Source organism: Pseudomonas sp. NPDC089741, from assembly GCF_044748825.1.
Classification (GTDB): Bacteria; Pseudomonadota; Gammaproteobacteria; order Pseudomonadales; family Pseudomonadaceae; genus Aquipseudomonas; species Aquipseudomonas helmanticensis.
Genome location: NZ_JBIVGT010000031.1, coordinates 1 through 18,571, shown reverse-complemented (window position 1 = coordinate 18,571; position 18,571 = coordinate 1). Strand labels below are relative to the sequence as shown.

19 protein-coding genes are annotated in these 18,571 nt (G+C 60.1%); 14 read left to right on the top strand and 5 right to left on the bottom strand.

Annotated features, from left to right (window positions below; all coding sequences use genetic code 11):
* Positions 1-121 precede the first annotated feature (121 nt).
* Together motA and motB are read left to right on the top strand one after the other, a co-directional pair.
* Positions 122-973, top strand: coding sequence for a flagellar motor stator protein MotA (gene motA / locus ACIPZE_RS23065; RefSeq protein ID WP_007952169.1), 852 nt, complete (start codon positions 122-124; stop codon positions 971-973).
* Between the two features lie 3 nt (positions 974-976).
* The gene (gene motB, locus ACIPZE_RS23060; RefSeq protein WP_400775493.1) at positions 977-2,029 is read left to right on the top strand and encodes a flagellar motor protein MotB; all 1,053 of its coding nucleotides are present in this window, start codon (positions 977-979) and stop codon (positions 2,027-2,029) included.
* A gap of 272 nt (positions 2,030-2,301) precedes the next feature.
* Here the strand turns inward: motB and ACIPZE_RS23055 are convergent, their stop codons facing one another.
* The 4 genes from ACIPZE_RS23055 to rsgA all read right to left on the bottom strand — a co-directional run bounded on the left by ACIPZE_RS23055 (position 2,302) and on the right by rsgA (position 5,398).
* On the bottom strand, positions 2,302-2,787 hold the full coding sequence (locus ACIPZE_RS23055) for a toll/interleukin-1 receptor domain-containing protein (protein WP_400775552.1): 486 nt from the start codon (positions 2,785-2,787) through the stop codon (positions 2,302-2,304).
* The gene (locus ACIPZE_RS23050) at positions 2,787-3,746 is read right to left on the bottom strand and encodes a caspase domain-containing protein (RefSeq protein WP_400775491.1); all 960 of its coding nucleotides are present in this window, start codon (positions 3,744-3,746) and stop codon (positions 2,787-2,789) included. Before ACIPZE_RS23050 ends, ACIPZE_RS23055 begins: the two co-directional genes overlap by 1 nt.
* A 2-nt stretch (positions 3,747-3,748) precedes the next feature.
* Positions 3,749-4,156 carry a TIR domain-containing protein gene (locus tag ACIPZE_RS23045; RefSeq protein WP_283437911.1) on the bottom strand — a complete coding sequence of 136 codons (408 nt, stop codon included), beginning with the start codon at positions 4,154-4,156 and terminating at the stop codon, positions 3,749-3,751.
* A gap of 210 nt (positions 4,157-4,366) precedes the next feature.
* Positions 4,367-5,398, bottom strand: a complete 1,032-nt coding sequence (rsgA, locus tag ACIPZE_RS23040; RefSeq protein ID WP_129388278.1) for a small ribosomal subunit biogenesis GTPase RsgA — start codon at positions 5,396-5,398, stop codon at positions 4,367-4,369.
* Positions 5,399-5,505: 107 nt separating this feature from the next.
* Here rsgA and orn point away from each other — a divergent pair, with 107 nt between their 5' ends.
* Together orn and ACIPZE_RS23030 are read left to right on the top strand one after the other, a co-directional pair.
* The gene (orn, locus tag ACIPZE_RS23035) at positions 5,506-6,048 is read left to right on the top strand and encodes an oligoribonuclease (protein WP_053116764.1); all 543 of its coding nucleotides are present in this window, start codon (positions 5,506-5,508) and stop codon (positions 6,046-6,048) included.
* Positions 6,049-6,231: 183 nt separating this feature from the next.
* Positions 6,232-6,843, top strand: a complete 612-nt coding sequence (locus ACIPZE_RS23030) for a trimeric intracellular cation channel family protein (RefSeq protein WP_129388284.1) — start codon at positions 6,232-6,234, stop codon at positions 6,841-6,843.
* A gap of 92 nt (positions 6,844-6,935) precedes the next feature.
* On the opposite strand, the gene queG is transcribed toward ACIPZE_RS23030, so the two are convergent.
* Positions 6,936-8,000 carry a tRNA epoxyqueuosine(34) reductase QueG gene (gene queG / locus ACIPZE_RS23025; RefSeq protein WP_400775487.1) on the bottom strand — a complete coding sequence of 355 codons (1,065 nt, stop codon included), beginning with the start codon at positions 7,998-8,000 and terminating at the stop codon, positions 6,936-6,938.
* 63 nt (positions 8,001-8,063) lie between these two features.
* Between queG and ACIPZE_RS23020 the strand changes: the two genes are divergently transcribed.
* The 10 genes from ACIPZE_RS23020 to ACIPZE_RS22975 all read left to right on the top strand — a co-directional run.
* Positions 8,064-9,563, top strand: coding sequence for an NAD(P)H-hydrate dehydratase (locus ACIPZE_RS23020; RefSeq protein ID WP_400775484.1), 1,500 nt, complete (start codon positions 8,064-8,066; stop codon positions 9,561-9,563).
* Positions 9,551-10,021, top strand: a complete 471-nt coding sequence (tsaE, locus tag ACIPZE_RS23015) for a tRNA (adenosine(37)-N6)-threonylcarbamoyltransferase complex ATPase subunit type 1 TsaE (RefSeq protein ID WP_283437909.1) — start codon at positions 9,551-9,553, stop codon at positions 10,019-10,021. The genes ACIPZE_RS23020 and tsaE overlap by 13 nt, the downstream gene beginning before the upstream one ends.
* A 51-nt stretch (positions 10,022-10,072) precedes the next feature.
* Entirely contained in the window at positions 10,073-11,458 is a 1,386-nt protein-coding gene (locus ACIPZE_RS23010; RefSeq protein WP_400775550.1) for an N-acetylmuramoyl-L-alanine amidase, read from the top strand.
* An 8-nt stretch (positions 11,459-11,466) separates the two neighbouring features.
* Positions 11,467-13,368 (top strand): DNA mismatch repair endonuclease MutL, encoded by a 1,902-nt coding sequence (gene mutL / locus ACIPZE_RS23005; RefSeq protein WP_400775548.1) that lies wholly within the window; start codon positions 11,467-11,469, stop codon positions 13,366-13,368.
* A complete protein-coding gene (gene miaA / locus ACIPZE_RS23000; RefSeq protein ID WP_129388299.1) occupies positions 13,368-14,339 on the top strand; it encodes a tRNA (adenosine(37)-N6)-dimethylallyltransferase MiaA in 972 nt (323 codons plus the stop codon). Before mutL ends, miaA begins: the two co-directional genes overlap by 1 nt.
* Before the next feature lie 95 nt (positions 14,340-14,434).
* Positions 14,435-14,695, top strand: coding sequence for an RNA chaperone Hfq (gene hfq, locus ACIPZE_RS22995; protein ID WP_007902656.1), 261 nt, complete (start codon positions 14,435-14,437; stop codon positions 14,693-14,695).
* A 12-nt stretch (positions 14,696-14,707) separates the two neighbouring features.
* Positions 14,708-16,009, top strand: a complete 1,302-nt coding sequence (gene hflX, locus ACIPZE_RS22990; RefSeq protein WP_400775478.1) for a ribosome rescue GTPase HflX — start codon at positions 14,708-14,710, stop codon at positions 16,007-16,009.
* Between the two features lie 96 nt (positions 16,010-16,105).
* Positions 16,106-17,278 (top strand): FtsH protease activity modulator HflK, encoded by a 1,173-nt coding sequence (gene hflK, locus ACIPZE_RS22985; RefSeq protein WP_400775476.1) that lies wholly within the window; start codon positions 16,106-16,108, stop codon positions 17,276-17,278.
* Positions 17,278-18,147, top strand: a complete 870-nt coding sequence (gene hflC / locus ACIPZE_RS22980) for a protease modulator HflC (protein ID WP_034151639.1) — start codon at positions 17,278-17,280, stop codon at positions 18,145-18,147. The genes hflK and hflC overlap by 1 nt, the downstream gene beginning before the upstream one ends.
* A 313-nt stretch (positions 18,148-18,460) precedes the next feature.
* The coding region (locus tag ACIPZE_RS22975; protein ID WP_400775545.1) for a hypothetical protein at positions 18,461-18,571 on the top strand (111 nt) is incomplete at its 3' end.

Sequence of the window (18,571 nt, the reverse complement as noted above, 5' to 3'; positions counted from 1 at the left end):
TAAATTGGCTTTTCGCCTGAACTGGCTATAGTCTGGCGCAGTTTTGCCGATAAGTAGAAGAAGAGATTTTTTAACTTCCGAATATGACCTTGAACCCGACTCAGTAAGTACTTTCCTACCTATGGCTAAAATTATCGGCATCATCGTCGTATTCGCGAGCGTGCTCGGCGGATACGTGCTCTCCCACGGCAAGATTGCCGCCCTGATCCAGCCCTTCGAGGTGATGATTATCGGCGGTGCGGCCCTTGGCGCATTCCTCCAGGCCAACCCCGGCTACATGACGATGCACGTGCTCAAGAAATCCCTGAGCATGTTCAGTTCGCGCTTCAGCCACACTTTCTATCTGGAAGTGCTCGGCCTGATCTACGAGATTCTCAACAAAAGCCGCCGCGAAGGCATGATGGCCATCGAAGGCGACATTGAAGATGCCGCTGCGAGCCCGATCTTCGCCAAGTACCCGGCAGTGCTCAAAGATGAGCGCATGACCGCGTTCATCTGCGATTACCTGCGCATCATGTCGTCCGGCAACATGGCCCCGCACGAACTCGAAGGCCTGTTCGACATGGAGTTGTACAGCCTCAAAGAAGACCTCGAACACCCATCCCACGCGGTAAACGGCATTGCCGATGCCATGCCCGGTTTCGGTATCGTTGCGGCGGTACTCGGTATCGTGGTGACCATGGCATCCCTGGGTGAAGGCGATCAGAAGTCCATCGGCTTGCACGTCGGTGCGGCACTCGTGGGTACCTTCTTCGGTATTCTCGCGGCGTACGGTTTCTTCGGCCCGCTGGCGCACTCGCTGGCCCACGATGCCAAGGAAGAGCTGAACGTCTACGAAGCCATCAAGGCCTCGCTGGTGGCTTCGGCTTCCGGCATGCCGCCATCGCTGGCGGTCGAGTTCGGTCGCAAGGTGCTGTACCCGGCCCACCGTCCAAGCTTTGCCGAGCTGGAACAAGCCGTTCGCGGTCGCTAAGCCATGGAAAATAATCAGCCGATTATCATCAAGCGCGTCAAGCGCATAGCCGGCGGGCATCACGGCGGGGCGTGGAAAATCGCCTTCGCCGACTTCGCCACGGCGATGATGGCGTTCTTCCTGGTGTTGTGGCTGTTGTCCACCGCCACACCTGAGCAGAAGATCGCCATCGCCGGTTACTTCAAGGACCCGGTCGGCTTTTCCGAAAGCGGCACGCCGTACATCATCGATCTGGGCGGCACGCCGACCCTGGCGCCGGAAAACACCCTCAACCCGGAAGTGAAGTCGCAGCCGCAACCGGACAAGGTCACGGTCGACACCGAGCAGGTTGAAGGCATGGCCGAACAGGTCGAGAAGGAACGCCTCGAACTGCTCCTGCAAGAACTGCAGAACAAGGTCGACGAGAACCCGCAACTGCAGAAATTCAAGGATCAGATCCTCTTCGAGATCACGCCGAACGGCTTGCGCATCCAGATCATGGACGCCGAGAACCGGCCGATGTTCGACTCGGGTTCTGCACGCCTGAAGCCGTACTTCGAAGACATCCTGCTGGCCATGGCCGACACCATCAAAGCGGTGCCGAACAAGATCAGCATCAGCGGCCACACCGACGCCAAGCCGTACACCGGCACCGGCGATTTCGGTAACTGGGAACTCTCGGCCAACCGTGCCAACGCGGCCCGTCGAGCCTTGGTCGCCGGTAGCTATCCGGATGCGCAAGTGGCGCGGGTCGTCGGTTATGCCTCGTCGGCGCTGTTCGACAAGGAAAACCCGTTCAACCCGGTCAACCGTCGTATCGACATCGTCGTGCTGACCAAGAAAGCCCAGGCTGCCATCGAAGGCTCGCAAGGTGCCGATCCGGCGAAACCGGCGGATCAAGGCCAGAACGGCGGCGCTCCGGCGACGCCGGTCGACCCGAACGCACTGCCAGCGGATCAGCAACCGGTGCCCGCGCATGAGTTGCGCGAGCGATTGAACCTGTTCGATGACGCCGCACCGAAGCCGGCTGTGCCGGGGAGTGCGGTGCCAGCGCCGGCTCCTGCGCCGAAGCAGTAAAAGACGAAAAAGCCGACAGAGATGTCGGCTTTTTTGTGGCTGTCGGTTTGGTTATTGTGCGGGACTTGAGATCCATCCCCCTCACCCCAGCCCTCTCCCCCAAGGGGTAGAGGGGGAAAGGGAGCCGATCTTCATGCTGTTCAGAATCTGCGTACGACTCAGGAATTCAGGTCGGCGTACCTCGAACATTCACCACGGTCAGTCCCTCTCCCTCCGGGCGGTCCGACGTTTCGGGAGGGCTAGGGTGAGGGGCTCTCAAGTCAAACCGACCATCAAAACCCCCGCCGAATCCTGCTCTTCAACTGATCATGAAACTGCTCGGCATTCCTCTTGTAAGTGCCCTTCATCGACTCACTCATCGAATCCAGCATCACCGAACGCTTGTTCATCACTTCCTCACGATAAGCATCGATAAAGAAATCCAGATCTCTGTCCGTACTCAACTTCGGCCATTTATCCAGATATAACGGCAGCTCCGCCGGCCCGGTCTTGAACGAGCAGATCCGCCGGTTGCTAATCGTCGCCTCACCAATCTCGAACGGCACCCACCACGACAAAGCAGTCCTCTCCGACACCACCGCGAGCAAGTGCGTGCATTCGGTGATGTTGCGCGTGATCACGCCGGTGATGTCGTCGGTGGTCTGCGACTCCGGGTCCAGCACATCCAGATAAGTCTTGATGTTGGCCTGCTTGAGGCGATTGTTGATCGCCACGGCATGCAGGCGATCCATATGGCGATAGCTGATGAAGACAGGTATCAGAAATGTCCTTTGAGCGCGAGTTCGCGGTAGTAGGCGCCAAGGGCGGTGAGGCGGCAGCCGGTGGAGTGGAGGGCGGCGTAGTACATGTGCTCGGCGTCGACCGGTTCGATCAGGCTGTGGCGATTGCACTTTTGCAGTTGCGCGAAGATTTCGCCGTGGTCCGGGTTGAAGTTGGCTTCGGTCGGCTCGTAGCTCGGGTCGAGCGGGTAAGTCGATTCGGCTTCGGCAAACCAGTCAGGCAGTTTGCGCAGGATCTCTTTTGGGATCAGCGGCGAGACTTCGCGCAGGGAAATGAATTGCGAGACGTTAGTCTTGAACACCGGACGTTGTTCCCAGGCGTCGAGCGCGTTGTCGACGAAGGAATACAGGCTGCCGGGAGTGATCTTGCCGAGGATGTTCGCCGCGCCACCGTGCAAGGCCTGCAGCAGCAACCCGGTAAACACGCCGTGTTGCGCACCTTCCATGGCCGGCTCTTCCTTTTTGCAAGCGGTGAGAATGGTCATGCCTTCGCCGACCACGCTGCTTTCACTGCGCAACGCGCGCACCTCGCCGGCGGCGCCGCTTTGGCAGCAATCGAGGATGATCACTTTGTTCTTGATGCGCGTGGCTTTGCTCGCCCAGTTGAGGATGTCGCTGATGCGGATACCGTCCTTGGCGTTGCGATAATCCTGGGGCAGCAGCATGCCTTCGTCATTGTCGGTGTCGAAGCCGCCGTGCCCGGCGAAATACAACAGCGCAACGTTGCAGTCGCCGGAAAACAGCTCGCGGATCTGATCTTCGAGCATCTCCCGGCTCAGGTAATCCTCAGCGGACGTCAGCACGACGTTCTTGAAGTTTGGGTCGCCGTCGGCGTCGGTTTTCAGCACCGAGGCCATGGCCATGGCGTCATTGCTGCAACCGCTCAGGCGCGAAATATGCGAGTAGTCGTTGATGCCGATAAACAGTCCCTTGCGCATGTTCAGGCCGCCGTGTGCAGGCGGATCGCGCCGACGATGCTGTTGGTGTTCCACGCGCATTCGGCGTGGGCGGCGTTACGCACCACCGTGGAAATACGCTCGGCGCCGAACGGTTTCACCGCGATGATCACCTTGCCCATGCGCTTGGCGATCTCGATTTCCTTGTTGATCCACTTGCTATAGGTCGAGTACATGCCAGCCATGATCAGCACCGCCGAGCACGGACGAATCTTGTTTTCGATGGCTTCTTCAAGCTGTTTGTCGGTCTGTGCGCCCATGATCGGGTTGTGCGTCGGCACCGAAAAATTCTTATAAGTGAAGTCGGGGTGGGCACTGAGCAGGCGCACCAGATTGTCGTGGGCGTGGGAGTAGTTCCACGAGTGGCTGATGAACAAATGGTAGGTTTGCATGGCAGATCCTCAAGGACGCGAAAGTGCGAAGAGGAACTGAATGTAGGCCTGTGAAACGCGCCGACAAGGTGTGCAGGAACAAAGAGAAATGTCCTGCAATCAGGCGTGCAGAAGTCCTACAGAAAAGCCTGATGTTTAAAAAGGACAGGGCTGTGTCAGATGCAGACCGACATCCGGCAGCCCTCGGGCGAGAGCCGCCGGTGCAGCTGTTTAATAGCCGTTTTCAGGCAGGCTGGCGATGATCGAGCGGTAGCTGTTCATGCGTTGTTGCTGCACGCGGCCTTCTTCCAGCGCCTTGAGCAGTGCACAGCCTGGCTCGCGGTCGTGCTTGCAGTCGCGGAAACGGCAAGTGCCGAGCAGGTCGTCGAACTCGATGAAACCGGCTTCAACGTCGGCGCGGCTAACGTGGCCGAGGCCGAATTCACGGATACCCGGGGAGTCGATCAACTCGCCACCGCCAGGGAAGTGGAACAGGCGCGCGGTGGTCGTCGTGTGCGTGCCCTGACCGGACAGCTCGGACAACGGCCCGACGCGGGTTTCAACTTCTGGCAGCAGGCTGTTGACCAGCGACGACTTGCCGACGCCGGACTGGCCGACGAACACGCTGATGCGCCCGTCGAGCTGCTGTTGCAGTTGTTCCATGCCGTTGCCGTGGTGCGCCGAGACTTCCAACACCGGATAACCCAGCGTGCGATACACCGCCAGCAGCGCGTTGAGCGCCGGGGCGTTCTGCTCGTCGATCAGGTCGAATTTGTTCAGCAGCAGCAACGGGCGAATGCCGGCGTGTTCAGCGGCGACGAGATAGCGGTCGATCAGGTTGGCATGCGGCTCGGGCAGCGGGGCGAAGACGATGACGATCATGTCGACGTTGGCCGCCACCGGTTTCAACTGGCCACGGCTGTCCGGGCGGCAGAGTTCGGTGGTGCGCGGCAATTGCGCGACGATCACACCGATGCCTTGGTTGCCGGCACGCCAGACGACCGTGTCGCCGGTCACCAGGGCTGGCAGGTTGGCGCGCAGGTGGCAACGGAATACCTGGCCGGCCTGATCGCCATCAGTGGCCTCGACCTCGACTTGCACACCGAAGTGGGCGATCACCAGGCCGGTCTGTTCCGGGCCCAGGTCGCCACCCTCCAGGGCTTCGACAGCCGAGGACTCGCGTTTGGCGGCGCGTGCTGCGCGCTCGCCCTGAATCTTTTCGATGCGCCAGTTTTGACGACGATTGAGTTGGCGTTTGGCCATGGGTGTTCCGTCTGAAGAATGCAGCGATTAGGTAAAACGGTCGCGAGTTTAGCACGCCCGGCCACTGGCCTAGGCTAAACTGCGCAGCATTGCCTAGGAGCCGAAATATGCAAAACCCGCAGAATCTGATCTGGATCGACCTGGAAATGACCGGTCTGGACCCGGACAACGATGTCATCATCGAAATGGCCACCATCGTCACCGACAGCGACCTCAACACGCTGGCCGAAGGCCCGGTGATCGCTATCCACCACAGCGACGAAGTTCTCGCGCGCATGGACGAATGGAACACTCGCACCCACGGTAATTCCGGCCTGACCCAGCGCGTGCGCGATAGCCGCATCAGCATGGCCGAAGCCGAAGCCGAAACCATCGCCTTCCTGGAAAAGTGGGTGCCGAAGGGCAAGTCGCCGATCTGCGGCAACAGCATCTGCCAGGATCGCCGCTTCCTTTATACCCACATGAAAGCGCTGGAAAGCTACTTCCACTACCGCAACCTCGACGTCTCCACGCTCAAGGAACTGGCGGCACGCTGGGCACCGGACGTACGCGACAGCTTCAAGAAGGGCAGCACGCACCTGGCGCTGGACGATATCCGCGAATCGATCGCCGAGCTGCAGCACTACCGCAAGCACTTCATCAAATTCTGATGCGATCCCGGTAGGAGCTGCCGAAGGCTGCGATCTTTTGATCTTGATTTTCAGGTTTAAAACAAAGATCAAAAGATCGCAGCCTGCGGCAGCTCCTACAGGGTTTTGTGTTTGCTGCGACGCCCTCTTTTGGTGCCGCCGCGAAATGGCTAGACTGCGCGCCTTCTTGCCTGGATCGCCACCATGTTGCTGATGCTCTATCTCGTCGCCATCACCGCTGAAGCCATGACCGGCGCGCTGTCTGCCGGCCGTCGTGGCATGGACTGGTTTGGCGTGGTGCTGATCGCCTGCGTCACGGCGTTGGGCGGCGGTTCGGTGCGCGATGTGCTGCTTGGGCATTATCCGCTGACGTGGGTCAAACACCCGGAATACCTGGTGCTGACCTCGGTCGCCGCGATGTTCACCGTGTTCACGGCACGCTGGATGCGTCACCTGCGCTCACTGTTTCTGGTGCTCGACGCGGTCGGCCTGGTGGCCTTCACCCTGATCGGCTGCATGACTGCACTGGAAATGGGCCACGGCATGCTGGTGGCCTCGGTCAGCGGCGTCATCACCGGGGTCTTCGGCGGCATCCTGCGCGACATCTTCTGCAACGACATCCCGCTGATCTTCCGCCGGGAACTGTATGCCAGCGTCTCGTTCGCGGCGGCGTGGTGCTACATGCTGTGTCTGTATCTGAACGTGCCGGGCGAGCAGGCGATTTTGATCACTCTGTTTGGCGGCTTCCTGCTGCGCTTGCTGGCGATCCGTTTTCACTGGGAAATGCCGAAGTTCGTCTATAACGATCAGCCGTAACGCAATATCCCATGTAGGAGCTGCCGCAGGCTGCGATCTTTTGACGTTGTTTCAAGATCAAAAGATCGCAGCCTGCGGCAGCTCCAGGGGTGTTACGCGATTCCGTGTTGTTTCAGGGCCCATTCGACGTGTTCTTGCACCAGCTCCGACGGATAGTCCCGCCGCGCTTTCAACGCTTCCAGCACCGGAATGCTCGACGGCGCGTTACCCAGTCCCACCGCCAGATTGCGTAACCAGCGCTCATACCCGGCGCGGCGCAGCGGCGAGCCTTCGGTGCTGCTGAGAAACTTGTCCTCATCCCACAAAAACAGCTCGGCCAGTTCAGCGTTGTCTAGATTGTGCCGTGGCTTGAAGTCGCTTTCGCCAGAGGGTTTGGCGAAGCGGTTCCACGGACAGCAAATCTGGCAGTCATCGCAGCCGAACACCCGGTTGCCGATCAGCGGGCGCAAATCTTCGGGGATGGCATTTTTCAGTTCGATGGTCAGGTACGAAATGCAGCGTCGCGCGTCCAGCACATAGGGGCCGACAAAGGCATTGGTCGGACAAATGTCGAGGCAGGCGGTGCAGCGGCCGCAGTGTTCAGTGCTGTGTGGCTCGTCGACCGGCAACGGCAGATCGACGAACAACTCACTGAGAAAAAAATAACTGCCGGCCTTGCGGTTCAACACCAGAGTGTTTTTGCCGATCCAGCCCAACCCGGCCTGCTCGGCGATGGCTTTTTCCAGTACCGGCGCGCTGTCGACAAACGCACGAAAACCGAAGGGGCCGATCTCGGATTGAATCTTGTCGGCCAATTGTTGCACGCGTTTACGGATCAATTTGTGGTAATCGCGACCCAAGGCATAACGCGACACGTAAGCTTTTTCCGGTTGCGCGAGCATTTGTGCCATTTGTGTGTCGCCGGGCAGGTAGTCCATGCGCAGCGAGACCACGCGCAAAGTGCCCGGCACCAGTTCTTCCGGGTGCGAGCGTTTGCTGCCGTGGGCGCCCATGTAATCCATTTCGCCGTGGTAGCCGGCCTCAAGCCAGCGCGCAAGATGCTGCTCATGTTCGGCGAGATCCAGACCGCTGATGCCGACTTGTTGAAAGCCCAGCTCGCGGCCCCAATCCTTGATCGATTGGGCGAGGGCGGGCAGGTCTGTGGTAATGGCGGACATGAGGCGAGAGAAACCGGAGCTGAGGTGCGTATAATTCTGCCAGACATCGGAGCCTGAAGACGCATGCCGCACACGAAAGATCAATTACCCGACGCGCTGTATGGCGCTGCACAGGTGCGCGAGCTCGATGCACGGCTGATTGCCGCCGGCACGCCGGGCTTCGAATTGATGCAGCGCGCCGCGCATGCGACGTGGCGAGCGCTGGTGCGGCGTTGGCCGGCGGCGACTGAGCTGACCGTGCTGGCCGGGCATGGCAACAATGCCGGTGACGGTTATCTGGTTGCGGCGATGGCGCAGCGGGCCGGCTGGCAGGTGCAGGTTTTGGCGGTTGGCGAGCCTCAACGTTTGCAGGGCGATGCGGCGCAAGCCCATGCCGAAGCTGTGGCCGAAGGTGTTGCGGTGCAAGGCTGGCAAGCCCGGAGCGAACTGCGCGGGGTCATCCTTGATGTTTTGCTCGGTACCGGTCTGAGCGGTGATGTGCGCGAACCCTACCTGTCGGCGATCAAGGCTATCAACGCCAGCGGTTTGCCGGTGACGGCCGTCGATATTCCTTCCGGGTTGTGTGCCGATACCGGGCATGTGCTGGGCGTTGCTGTGCAGGCCGATCTGACGGTGACCTTCATCGGACTGAAAATCGGCCAGTTCACCGGCGACGCGGCGGACCACGTCGGCTCGTTACTGTTTAATGATCTGCAAGCCAGCGCCGACATCTATCGTGACATTCCCGTGATCGCCCGACGGCTCAGCCCGGCTAATCTTCCGAGGCTGGCGGCGCGTGCCTCGGCTGCGCACAAGGGCCACTTCGGTCATGTGCTGCTGATCGGTGGCGATCACGGTTTTGGCGGCGCGATTCTGCTCAGCACTGAAACCGCTTTGCGCAGCGGCGCGGGCATGGTTTCGCTGGCGACCCGCCCTGAGCACGTCCCGGCAGCGTTGACCCGAGTCCCGGAAGCCATGGCGCTGGGTACATCGTCGGCCAATCAATTGATGGGACTGCTGGAAAAGGTGTCGGTATTGGTCGTCGGTCCCGGTCTTGGTCAGGCCAGTTGGGGCCGTGCGTTACTGTCGGCGGCAGCCAATGCGGCATTGCCGCAGGTATGGGACGCCGATGCACTGAATTTGCTCGCAAGCGGTTTCGTCGATCTGCCGAAGGATTGTGTGATCACGCCGCATCCGGGCGAGGCGGCGCGGTTGCTGGGGATCGGTACTGCCGAGGTGCAGGCTGATCGCCCGGCGGCGGCGCTGGCATTGAGCAAAAAATATACAGCGGTGGTGGTGCTCAAGGGCGCCGGTAGCCTGATCGCTCATCCCGACGGCCGTTTGGCGTTGTGTCACCAAGGTCATCCGGCCATGGCGACGGCGGGTCTCGGTGATGTACTGGCCGGCTTGACCGGCGCGCTGCTGGCGCAAGGCATGGACGGTTTCGATGCCGCCTGCCTGGCGGTCTGGCTGCACGCCAATGCGGGCATGCAACAAGGAAAATTCGGCCGTGGGCTGGCGGCCAGTGATCTGATTCCAGCCATTCGTCAGTTGTTGGAGGAGCAAGCACCGTGTCTGAAGTAACCCTGTACCTGGCCGATGAACAGGCGATGAGCGACTTTGGCGCACGGATCGCCCGCGTGACCCAGGGCCATGGCCTGATTTTCCTCGAAGGCAACCTGGGAATGGGCAAAACCACCCTGTCGCGGGGCATCATTCGCGAGTTGGGCCATGTTGGCGCGGTAAAAAGTCCGACCTTCACGTTGGTCGAGCCCTACGAAATCGGTGACATCCGCGCTTTCCACTTTGATCTGTATCGCTTGGTCGATCCGGAAGAACTGGAGTTTCTCGGCATCCGCGACTACTTCGACGACGATGCCCTGTGCCTGATCGAATGGCCCGATAAAGGTGCAGGCTTTTTGCCAAAGCCCGACCTGACCATTACCATTAGCCCGCAAGACAGCGGGCGTTCGCTGAAAATTTTATCCCAGGGCTCGCGTGGCGAGGCCTGGTGTGCCGCTTTGGCATTGGAATCCAATTAAATGATGGGGTTAGGTATGCGCTTTCGCGCGTTGGTGGCTGCCGCTGGACTGATGTTGATGGCAGTAACCGTCAACGCTGTGGCCGATTCAAAGGTCAACAGCGTGCGCCTGTGGCGGGCGCCGGATAACACGCGACTGGTCTTCGACCTCAGCGGCCCGGTGCAGCACAGCGTTTTTACCCTGACCGCTCCGGATCGGCTGGTGATCGACATCAATGGCGCCACCCTCGGTGCGCCACTGAATGTGCCGACCGCAAACACGCCGATCACTGCGATGCGCTCGGCCCAGCGTACGCCGACCGACCTGCGGGTGGTCATCGACCTGAAGAAAGCCGTCACCCCGAAAAGCTTCTCGCTGGCGCCTAATGCGCAGTACGGCAACCGTCTGGTGGTCGATCTGTTCGACAACCCGGCCGACGCCGCGCCGCCACCTGCGCCAACACCAACGCCACAGGTGGCAACCCTGCCGGCAGTCCCGGTGACGCCGACAGAACCTGCAATCAAGCTGCCGCCAGCACCGGCCGGCAAGCGCGACATTGTCGTGGTGATCGACGCCGGCCACGGTGGCGAAGACCCTGGTGCGTCCGGCTCGCGCGGCCAGCGTGAGAAAGACGTGGTGTTGCAGATCGCCCGCGAATTGCAGCGTCAGGTCAACGGCATGAAAGGCTTCCGCGCCGAACTGACCCGTACCGGCGACTATTTCATCCCGTTACGCGGCCGTACCGAAATTGCCCGCAAGAAGGGCGCCGACCTGTTCGTCTCGATCCACGCCGACGCCGCGCCATCCGCCGCAGCCTTCGGTGCATCGGTGTTTGCCTTGTCTGATCGTGGCGCCACTTCGGAGACCGCGCGTTGGCTGGCCGACAGCGAAAACCGTTCTGACTTGATCGGTGGTGCCGGCAACGTCAGCCTCGACGACAAGGACCGCATGCTCGCCGGCGTGCTGCTCGATCTGTCGATGACCGCGTCGCTGACTTCCAGCCTCAACGTCGGCCAGAAGGTCCTGACCAACATCGGTCGCGTTACGCCGCTGCACAAACAGCGCGTGGAACAGGCCGGGTTCATGGTGCTGAAGTCGCCGGATATTCCGTCGATCCTGGTCGAAACCGGGTTCATCTCCAACGCCAACGAAGCCAACAAGCTCTCGGCATCGAGCCACCAGCAAGCGCTGGCGCGTTCGATCAGCAGCGGCGTGCGTCAGTTCTTCCAGCAGAATCCGCCACCGGGCACCTACATCGCCTGGCTGCGTGATTCCGGCAAAATCGCCCAAGGCCCGCGCGATCACCGCGTCGGCCCGGGTGAAACGCTGGCGATGATCGGCGTGCGCTATCAGGTGTCGCCGGCCACATTGCGCAGCGCGAACAACCTGAAAAGCGATGAGTTGAAAGTCGGCCAGCACCTGACCATTCCTGGCACCGAACTGGCGTCCAAAGAATGAACGAAGTGCTGAACGCTGCCGCGCGCATCGAACTGCTCAGCCCACGGCTGGCGAACCAGATTGCCGCCGGTGAGGTGGTCGAACGCCCGGCCTCGGTGATCAAGGAGTTGCTGGAAAACAGCCTCGACTCCGGTGCCAAGCGTATCGATGTCGACGTTGAGCAGGGCGGCGTCAAGCTGCTGCGTGTACGCGACGATGGCAGCGGTATTTCCGCCGATGACCTGCCGCTGGCGCTGGCCCGTCACGCCACCAGCAAGATCCGCAACCTCGAAGATCTTGAACAAGTGATGAGCCTCGGTTTCCGCGGTGAGGCACTGGCGTCGATCAGTTCTGTGGCGCGCCTGACCCTGACTTCGCGCACCCGCGATGCCGATCAAGCCTGGCAGGTTGAAACCGAAGGCCGCGACATGGCCCCTCGGGTACAACCGGCGGCGCACCCGGTCGGCACTTCGGTGGAAGTTCGCGACCTGTTCTTCAACACCCCGGCGCGGCGCAAATTCCTCAAGACCGAAAAAACCGAATTCGATCACCTGCAAGAAGTGATCAAGCGTCTGGCGCTGGCGCGTTTCGACGTCGCGTTCCATCTGCGCCACAACGGCAAAACCATCCTCAGCCTGCACGAGGCCCACGATGATGCGGCCCGCGCCCGGCGTGTGGCGGCGATTTGCGGTTCGGGTTTCCTCGAGCAGGCGTTGCCGATCGAGATCGAGCGCAACGGTTTGCACCTGTGGGGCTGGGTCGGTTTGCCGACCTTCAACCGCAGCCAGGCGGATTTGCAGTATTTCTTCGTGAATGGCCGGGCGGTGCGCGACAAACTGGTCGCTCACGCCGTGCGTCAGGCCTATCGCGACGTGCTGTTCAACGGTCGTCATCCGACCTTTGCGCTGTTTTTTGAAGTGGATCCGGCAGCCGTCGACGTCAACGTGCATCCGACCAAACACGAAGTGCGCTTCCGTGACGGGCGCATGGTGCATGACTTCCTTTATGGCACGCTGCACCGCGCATTGGGCGATGTGCGTCCGGAAGATCAGTTGGCCGGCTCGGTGACCACTGCCATCGTCCGCCCGACCGGCCTTGATGCCGGTGAATTCGGTCCGCAAGGTGAAATGCGTCTGGCGGCCAACGCTTTGCTGGAGCAGCCGCAGGCGCAACCGGCGTTCAATACCGCGTCCGGCGCCAGTGCCGGTGGCGCTTATCAGTATCAATACACACCGCGTCCGCAATCGGCGATGCCGCCGGCTGCCGAGGCTCAGGCTGCGTATCGCGAGTTTTTCGCACCGCTGCCTGAGGCCAATGCCAATGCGCTGCCGGCCGGGCAGGAAGACATTCCCCCGCTCGGTTACGCACTGGCGCAACTCAAGGGCATCTATATTCTGTCCGAGAATGCCCAAGGCCTGGTGCTGGTGGACATGCACGCCGCCCACGAGCGGATCATGTACGAACGCCTGAAAATCGCCATGGCCAGCGAAGGCTTGAGCGGCCAGCCGTTGCTGGTCCCGGAGTCGCTGGCGGTCAGTCAGCGCGAAGCCGATTGTGCTGAAGAGCACGCGGCATGGTTCCAGCGCCTGGGCTTCGAATTGCAGCGTCTGGGCCCGGAGACCTTGGCGATCCGGCAGATTCCGGCCTTGTTGAAGCAGGCTGAAGCCAACCGTCTGGTCGGCGACGTGCTGTCGGACCTGATGGAATACGGTACCAGCGACCGCATTCAAGCGCACCTCAACGAATTGCTCGGCACCATGGCCTGCCACGGCGCGATCCGCGCCAACCGGCGCTTGGCCCTGCCGGAAATGAACGGCCTGCTGCGTGACATGGAAAACACCGAGCGCAGCGGTCAATGCAACCATGGCCGACCGACCTGGACCCAACTGGGCCTGGACGATCTCGACAAACTGTTCCTGCGCGGTCGTTGATGAACCAGCTCCCTCCAGCGATTTTCCTGATGGGCCCGACCGCTGCGGGCAAGACCGACCTGGCCATCGAACTGACCAAAGTGCTGCCCTGCGAGCTGATCAGTGTCGATTCGGCGCTGGTCTATCGCGGCATGGACATCGGCACCGCCAAGCCTTCGAAAGAACTGCTGGCCGAATTTCCGCACCGTCTGATCGATATTCTCGATCCGGCCGAAGCCTATTCGGCTGCGGATTTCCGTCGCGATGCCTTGCAGGCCATGGCTGAGATCACCGCGCGCGGAAAAATTCCGCTGCTGGTCGGCGGCACAATGCTCTATTACAAGGCTTTGGTCGAAGGTCTCGCGGATATGCCAGCGGCCGATCCGGAGATCCGCGCGCAGATCGAAGAAGAAGCTGCACGCCTTGGCTGGCAGGCCTTGCACGATCAATTGGCGGTCATCGACCCGGTATCTGCTGCGCGGATTCACCCGAACGATCCGCAACGCTTGAGTCGCGCGCTGGAAGTTTATCGCGTCAGCGGTCAGAGCATGACTGCCCTGCGCCAGCAACAATCTGCGCAAAGTACTGAAGCAGCCGCTTCGGGACTGCAACAATTGCCCTATACTGTCGCGAACTTGGCCATTGCTCCGGCAAATCGGCAGGTACTGCACGAGCGCATTAAACAAAGATTCACAAATATGTTGGAACAGGGATTCATCGACGAGGTCGTAGCCCTGCGTAAAAGAAGTGACCTGCATTCGGGGTTGCCGTCTATACGTGCGGTAGGCTACCGCCAAGTCTGGGATTACCTGGATGGCACGCTGTCGTTAGCTGAAATGCAGGAACGCGGCATCATTGCCACGCGTCAGTTGGCCAAACGCCAGTTCACCTGGCTGCGCAGCTGGGAAGATTTACACTGGCTGGACAGTCTTGATTGCGACAATCTGCCACGCGCCTTGAAATACCTTGGGACCATCTCCATATTGAGCTGAGTCCTTGCAATTGCCGTCTATCCTTGGGGGTGTGGCGGCTAAAGCCATCTGAATTACCTATTTTTTATTATTGAATCCTTAAAGGAGTGCGGCACATGTCAAAAGGGCATTCGCTACAAGACCCTTACTTGAATACTTTACGTAAAGAGAAAGTTGGGGTTTCCATCTACCTGGTCAACGGTATCAAACTGCAAGGCACGATCGAGTCGTTCGACCAGTTCGTGATCCTGCTGAAAAACACCGTAAGCCAGATGGTTTACAAACACGCTATCTCGACAGTAGTGCCAGTGCGTCCAATTCGTCTGCCTAGCGCAACCGAATCCGAAGCAGGTGACGCTGAGCCAGGTAACGCCTGATAGGAGTCTCCTTTGTTCTTTGAGCGCCACGGTGGTGGTGAACGGGTCATCCTCGTTCACTTGGATGGACAGGACCCTGAGGCGCGCGAAGATCCGCAGGAGTTTCAGGAACTGGCTAATTCGGCGGGCGCCGAGACCGTTGCGTTTTTTAACGTGCCGCGTCATCGGCCTACCGCCAAGTTCCTGATTGGCAGCGGCAAGGTCGAGGAGTTGCGCGACCTGGTCAAAGCCGAAGAAGCCGATCTGGTGATTTTCAATCACATCCTCACGCCCAGTCAGGAACGTAACCTCGAACGTGTTTTCGAGTGTCGCGTGATCGACCGTACCGGTCTGATTCTCGATATTTTCGCCCAGCGCGCCCGTACCCATGAAGGCAAGCTCCAGGTAGAACTGGCCCAGCTTGACCACATGAGCACGCGGCTGGTTCGTGGCTGGACTCACCTTGAGCGTCAGGGTGGTGGTATCGGTATGCGCGGCCCGGGTGAAACCCAGCTCGAAACCGACCGCCGTTTGCTGCGCGTGCGTCTGCGCCAGATCAAGGGCCGACTGGAGAAAGTGCGCAGCCAGCGCGAGCAATCGCGACGTGGCCGCTCCCGTGCGGATATCCCTACCGTGTCTCTGGTGGGCTATACCAACGCCGGTAAATCCACACTCTTCAACAACGTGACGAAGTCCGACGTGTACGCGGCTGACCAGTTGTTCGCCACGCTTGACCCGACCCTGCGCCGTCTTGATATTGACGACCTGGGGCCGATTGTCCTGGCCGACACGGTGGGATTCATTCGGCACTTGCCGCACAAGCTGGTCGAGGCATTTCGGTCTACGCTCGAAGAGTCGAGCAATTCCGACCTGCTGTTGCACGTGATCGATGCGGCCGAACCGGATCGCATGTTGCAGATTGAACAGGTGAGGGTGGTGCTCGGCGAGATTGGCGCCCAGGACTTGCCGATCCTCGAGGTCTATAACAAACTCGATTTGCTTGAAGGCGTTGAGCCACAAATCCAGCGCGACGAAAACGGCAAGCCCCAGCGGGTCTGGCTGTCGGCGCGTGATGGTTCGGGTCTGGAGCTGCTTGAACAAGCGATTGCCGAGTTACTTGGCAGTGATTTGTTCATCGGTACCTTGCGCTTGCCGCAACGATTCGCTCGACTGCGTGCGCAGTTCTTCGAGCTCGGTGCGGTGCAGAAAGAAGAACACGACGAAGAAGGCATCAGTTTGCTGGCCGTTCGTTTGCCCCGTGTCGAGTTGAATCGACTGGTAAGCCGCGAAGGATTGCAGCCGATGGAATTCATCGAGCAACACACTTTGCAATAAAAGCCTGAAAAAGCGGTTGTGCCGTAACGGCAGGCATTCTGTAGCATTGGTCGGCGCGCCGTGGGTGCGTCTTTGCTTTATCAGATGGAGAGCGCTATGGCTTGGAATGAGCCGGGTGGCAACTCGAATAATCAGGATCCTTGGGGTGGCAAACGCCGCAATAACGGCGACCGCAAGGGGCCACCAGATCTCGACGAGGCCTTCCGAAAGCTGCAGGAAAGCCTGAACGGGTTGTTCGGTGGTGGTAAGAAACGTGGTGATGACGGCGGTGGTTCGGGCAAGAGCAGTGGCGGCTTCGGCGGTCTGCTCGGCATCGGCCTCGTCGTGCTGGCGGCCGTCTGGCTGTACAGCGCGGTCTACGTGGTCGACGAGCAGGAGCAAGCCGTGGTGCTGCGCTTCGGCAAGTACTACGAAACCGTTGGCCCGGGTCTGAACATCTACTTCCCGCCGATCGACAAGAAGTACATGGAAAACGTAACGCGTGAGCGTGCGTACACCAAGCAGGGCCAGATGCTGACCGAAGACGAGAACATCGTCGAAGTGCCGCTGACCGTGCAGTACAAGATCAGCAACCTGCAGGATTTCGTGCTGAACGTCGATCAGCCGGAAATCAGCCTGCAGCATGCGACCGACAGCGCCCTGCGCCACGTGGTGGGTTCGACCGCCATGGACCAGGTGCTGACCGAAGGTCGTGAATTGATGGCCAGCGAAATCAAGGAGCGTCTGCAACGTTTCCTCGATACCTATCGCACCGGTATCACCGTCACTCAGGTCAACGTACAGAGCGCAGCCGCACCGCGTGAAGTACAGGAAGCCTTCGATGACGTGATCCGCGCCCGTGAAGACGAGCAGCGTTCGCGCAACCAGGCTGAAACCTACGCCAACGGCGTCGTGCCGGAAGCCCGTGGTCAGGCCCAGCGCATCCTCGAAGATGCCAACGGCTACCGTGACGAGACGGTCTCGCGCGCCAAGGGTGAGGCCGACCGCTTCACCAAACTGGTCGCCGAGTATCGCAAGGCACCTGAAGTGACCCGCCAGCGTCTGTACCTCGACACCATGCAGGAAGTCTTCAGCAACACCAGCAAAGTACTCGTGACCGGCAACAAGAACGGCCAGAGCAACCTGTTGTACTTGCCGTTGGACAAAATGATCCAGAACAATCCGGGTAGCAGTGGGCCGGTGACCGGTTCGGCCGCCGCTGGCAACAACACGGATGTCACGCCGCACGTCACTGACCTGCCGCAGTCGCGCACAAGGGAGACCCGCTGATGAGCAATAAATCGCTGATCGCCCTGATCGTTGGCGTCGTTGTGGTATTGGTCGGCTGGAACTGCTTCTACATCGTCGCTCAGACCGAGCGTGCGGTGCTGCTGCAATTCGGTCGTGTGGTTCAGGCCGATGTTCAGCCAGGCTTGCATGTGAAAGTGCCTTACGTTAACCAGGTGCGTAAATTCGACGCACGTCTGATGACGCTCGATGCACCGACGCAGCGCTTCCTGACCCTGGAAAAGAAAGCCGTGATGGTCGATGCCTACGCCAAGTGGCGCGTGAAAGATGCCGAGCGCTTCTACACCGCGACTTCCGGCCTCAAGCAAATCGCCGACGAGCGTCTGTCCCGTCGTCTGGAATCCGGCCTGCGTGACCAGTTCGGCAAGCGCACCCTGCACGAAGTGGTGTCGGGTGAGCGTGATGCGCTGATGGCTGACATCACCGCGTCGCTGAACAAGATGGCGGAAAAAGAGCTGGGTATCGAAGTCGTCGATGTCCGGGTCAAGGCCATCGATCTGCCGAAAGAAGTGAACCGCAGCGTGTTCGAACGTATGAGCACCGAGCGTGAGCGTGAAGCTCGCGAGCACCGCGCCAAGGGTAACGAGCTGGCTGAAGGCATCCGTGCCGACGCCGACCGTCAACGCCGCGTGTTGCTGGCTGAAGCCTATCGTGAATCCGAAGAGGTTCGCGGTGATGGTGATGCCCAGGCCGCTGCGATCTACTCCAAGGCTTATGGTCAGGATCAGGAGTTCTACGGTTTCTACCGTAGCCTGCGCGCCTACCGTGAAAGCTTCGCGAACAAATCCGACGTCCTGGTCCTCGACCCAAGCAGCGACTTCTTCCGTTACCTGGAAAAGTCCAAGCCTTGATACGACGTTGACCTGAATCATTCCGCCCGGCGGCTAAAACCTCGGGCGGGGTGATCCTTTGGGAAAACGTGTGTATGATGCGGCAGCCGGGAAATTCCCGGCTTTTTTGCGTCTGCACGTTTGATTGCTGTTTTTTGTTGCAGGCATCGGGTTGAATGGCCCGAGAGTATTTCGAGGAAAGTGATGGGCGAAGCCGGTAACAGGCCTTTCGCCGCGTCGTTCATGCGCGTGCGTTTTGAACGGGTCGGTCATTTTCTGCTTCACTCAAGGCTCGCCCGCAGGCTGGCCGCCCGGATCAAAGGGGAATGGCGTAATGGCAACGGTAGACCGCTGGCTGCTGCCAGATGGCATCGAAGAAGTACTGCCACCGGAAGCGGCGCGCATGGAAGACGCGCGACGTCCGGGGGAGGATCAGTTCCAGAGC

What these genes read in the sequence shown, in the direction of transcription:
- hfq (WP_007902656.1), top strand. Translation starts at nt 14,435, where the DNA reads ATGTCAAAAGGGCATTCGCTACAAGACCCTTACTTGAATACTTTACGT.
- motB (WP_400775493.1), top strand. Translation starts at nt 977, where the DNA reads ATGGAAAATAATCAGCCGATTATCATCAAGCGCGTCAAGCGCATAGCC.
- hflK (WP_400775476.1), top strand. Translation starts at nt 16,106, where the DNA reads ATGGCTTGGAATGAGCCGGGTGGCAACTCGAATAATCAGGATCCTTGG.
- motA (WP_007952169.1), top strand. Translation starts at nt 122, where the DNA reads ATGGCTAAAATTATCGGCATCATCGTCGTATTCGCGAGCGTGCTCGGC.
- ACIPZE_RS23010 (WP_400775550.1), top strand. Translation starts at nt 10,073, where the DNA reads ATGTTGATGGCAGTAACCGTCAACGCTGTGGCCGATTCAAAGGTCAAC.
- queG (WP_400775487.1), bottom strand. Translation starts at nt 8,000, where the DNA reads ATGTCCGCCATTACCACAGACCTGCCCGCCCTCGCCCAATCGATCAAG.
- ACIPZE_RS23045 (WP_283437911.1), bottom strand. Translation starts at nt 4,156, where the DNA reads ATGCAAACCTACCATTTGTTCATCAGCCACTCGTGGAACTACTCCCAC.
- ACIPZE_RS23050 (WP_400775491.1), bottom strand. Translation starts at nt 3,746, where the DNA reads ATGCGCAAGGGACTGTTTATCGGCATCAACGACTACTCGCATATTTCG.
- orn (WP_053116764.1), top strand. Translation starts at nt 5,506, where the DNA reads ATGCAAAACCCGCAGAATCTGATCTGGATCGACCTGGAAATGACCGGT.
- miaA (WP_129388299.1), top strand. Translation starts at nt 13,368, where the DNA reads ATGAACCAGCTCCCTCCAGCGATTTTCCTGATGGGCCCGACCGCTGCG.
- ACIPZE_RS23020 (WP_400775484.1), top strand. Translation starts at nt 8,064, where the DNA reads ATGCCGCACACGAAAGATCAATTACCCGACGCGCTGTATGGCGCTGCA.
- rsgA (WP_129388278.1), bottom strand. Translation starts at nt 5,398, where the DNA reads ATGGCCAAACGCCAACTCAATCGTCGTCAAAACTGGCGCATCGAAAAG.
- ACIPZE_RS23030 (WP_129388284.1), top strand. Translation starts at nt 6,232, where the DNA reads ATGTTGCTGATGCTCTATCTCGTCGCCATCACCGCTGAAGCCATGACC.
- hflC (WP_034151639.1), top strand. Translation starts at nt 17,278, where the DNA reads ATGAGCAATAAATCGCTGATCGCCCTGATCGTTGGCGTCGTTGTGGTA.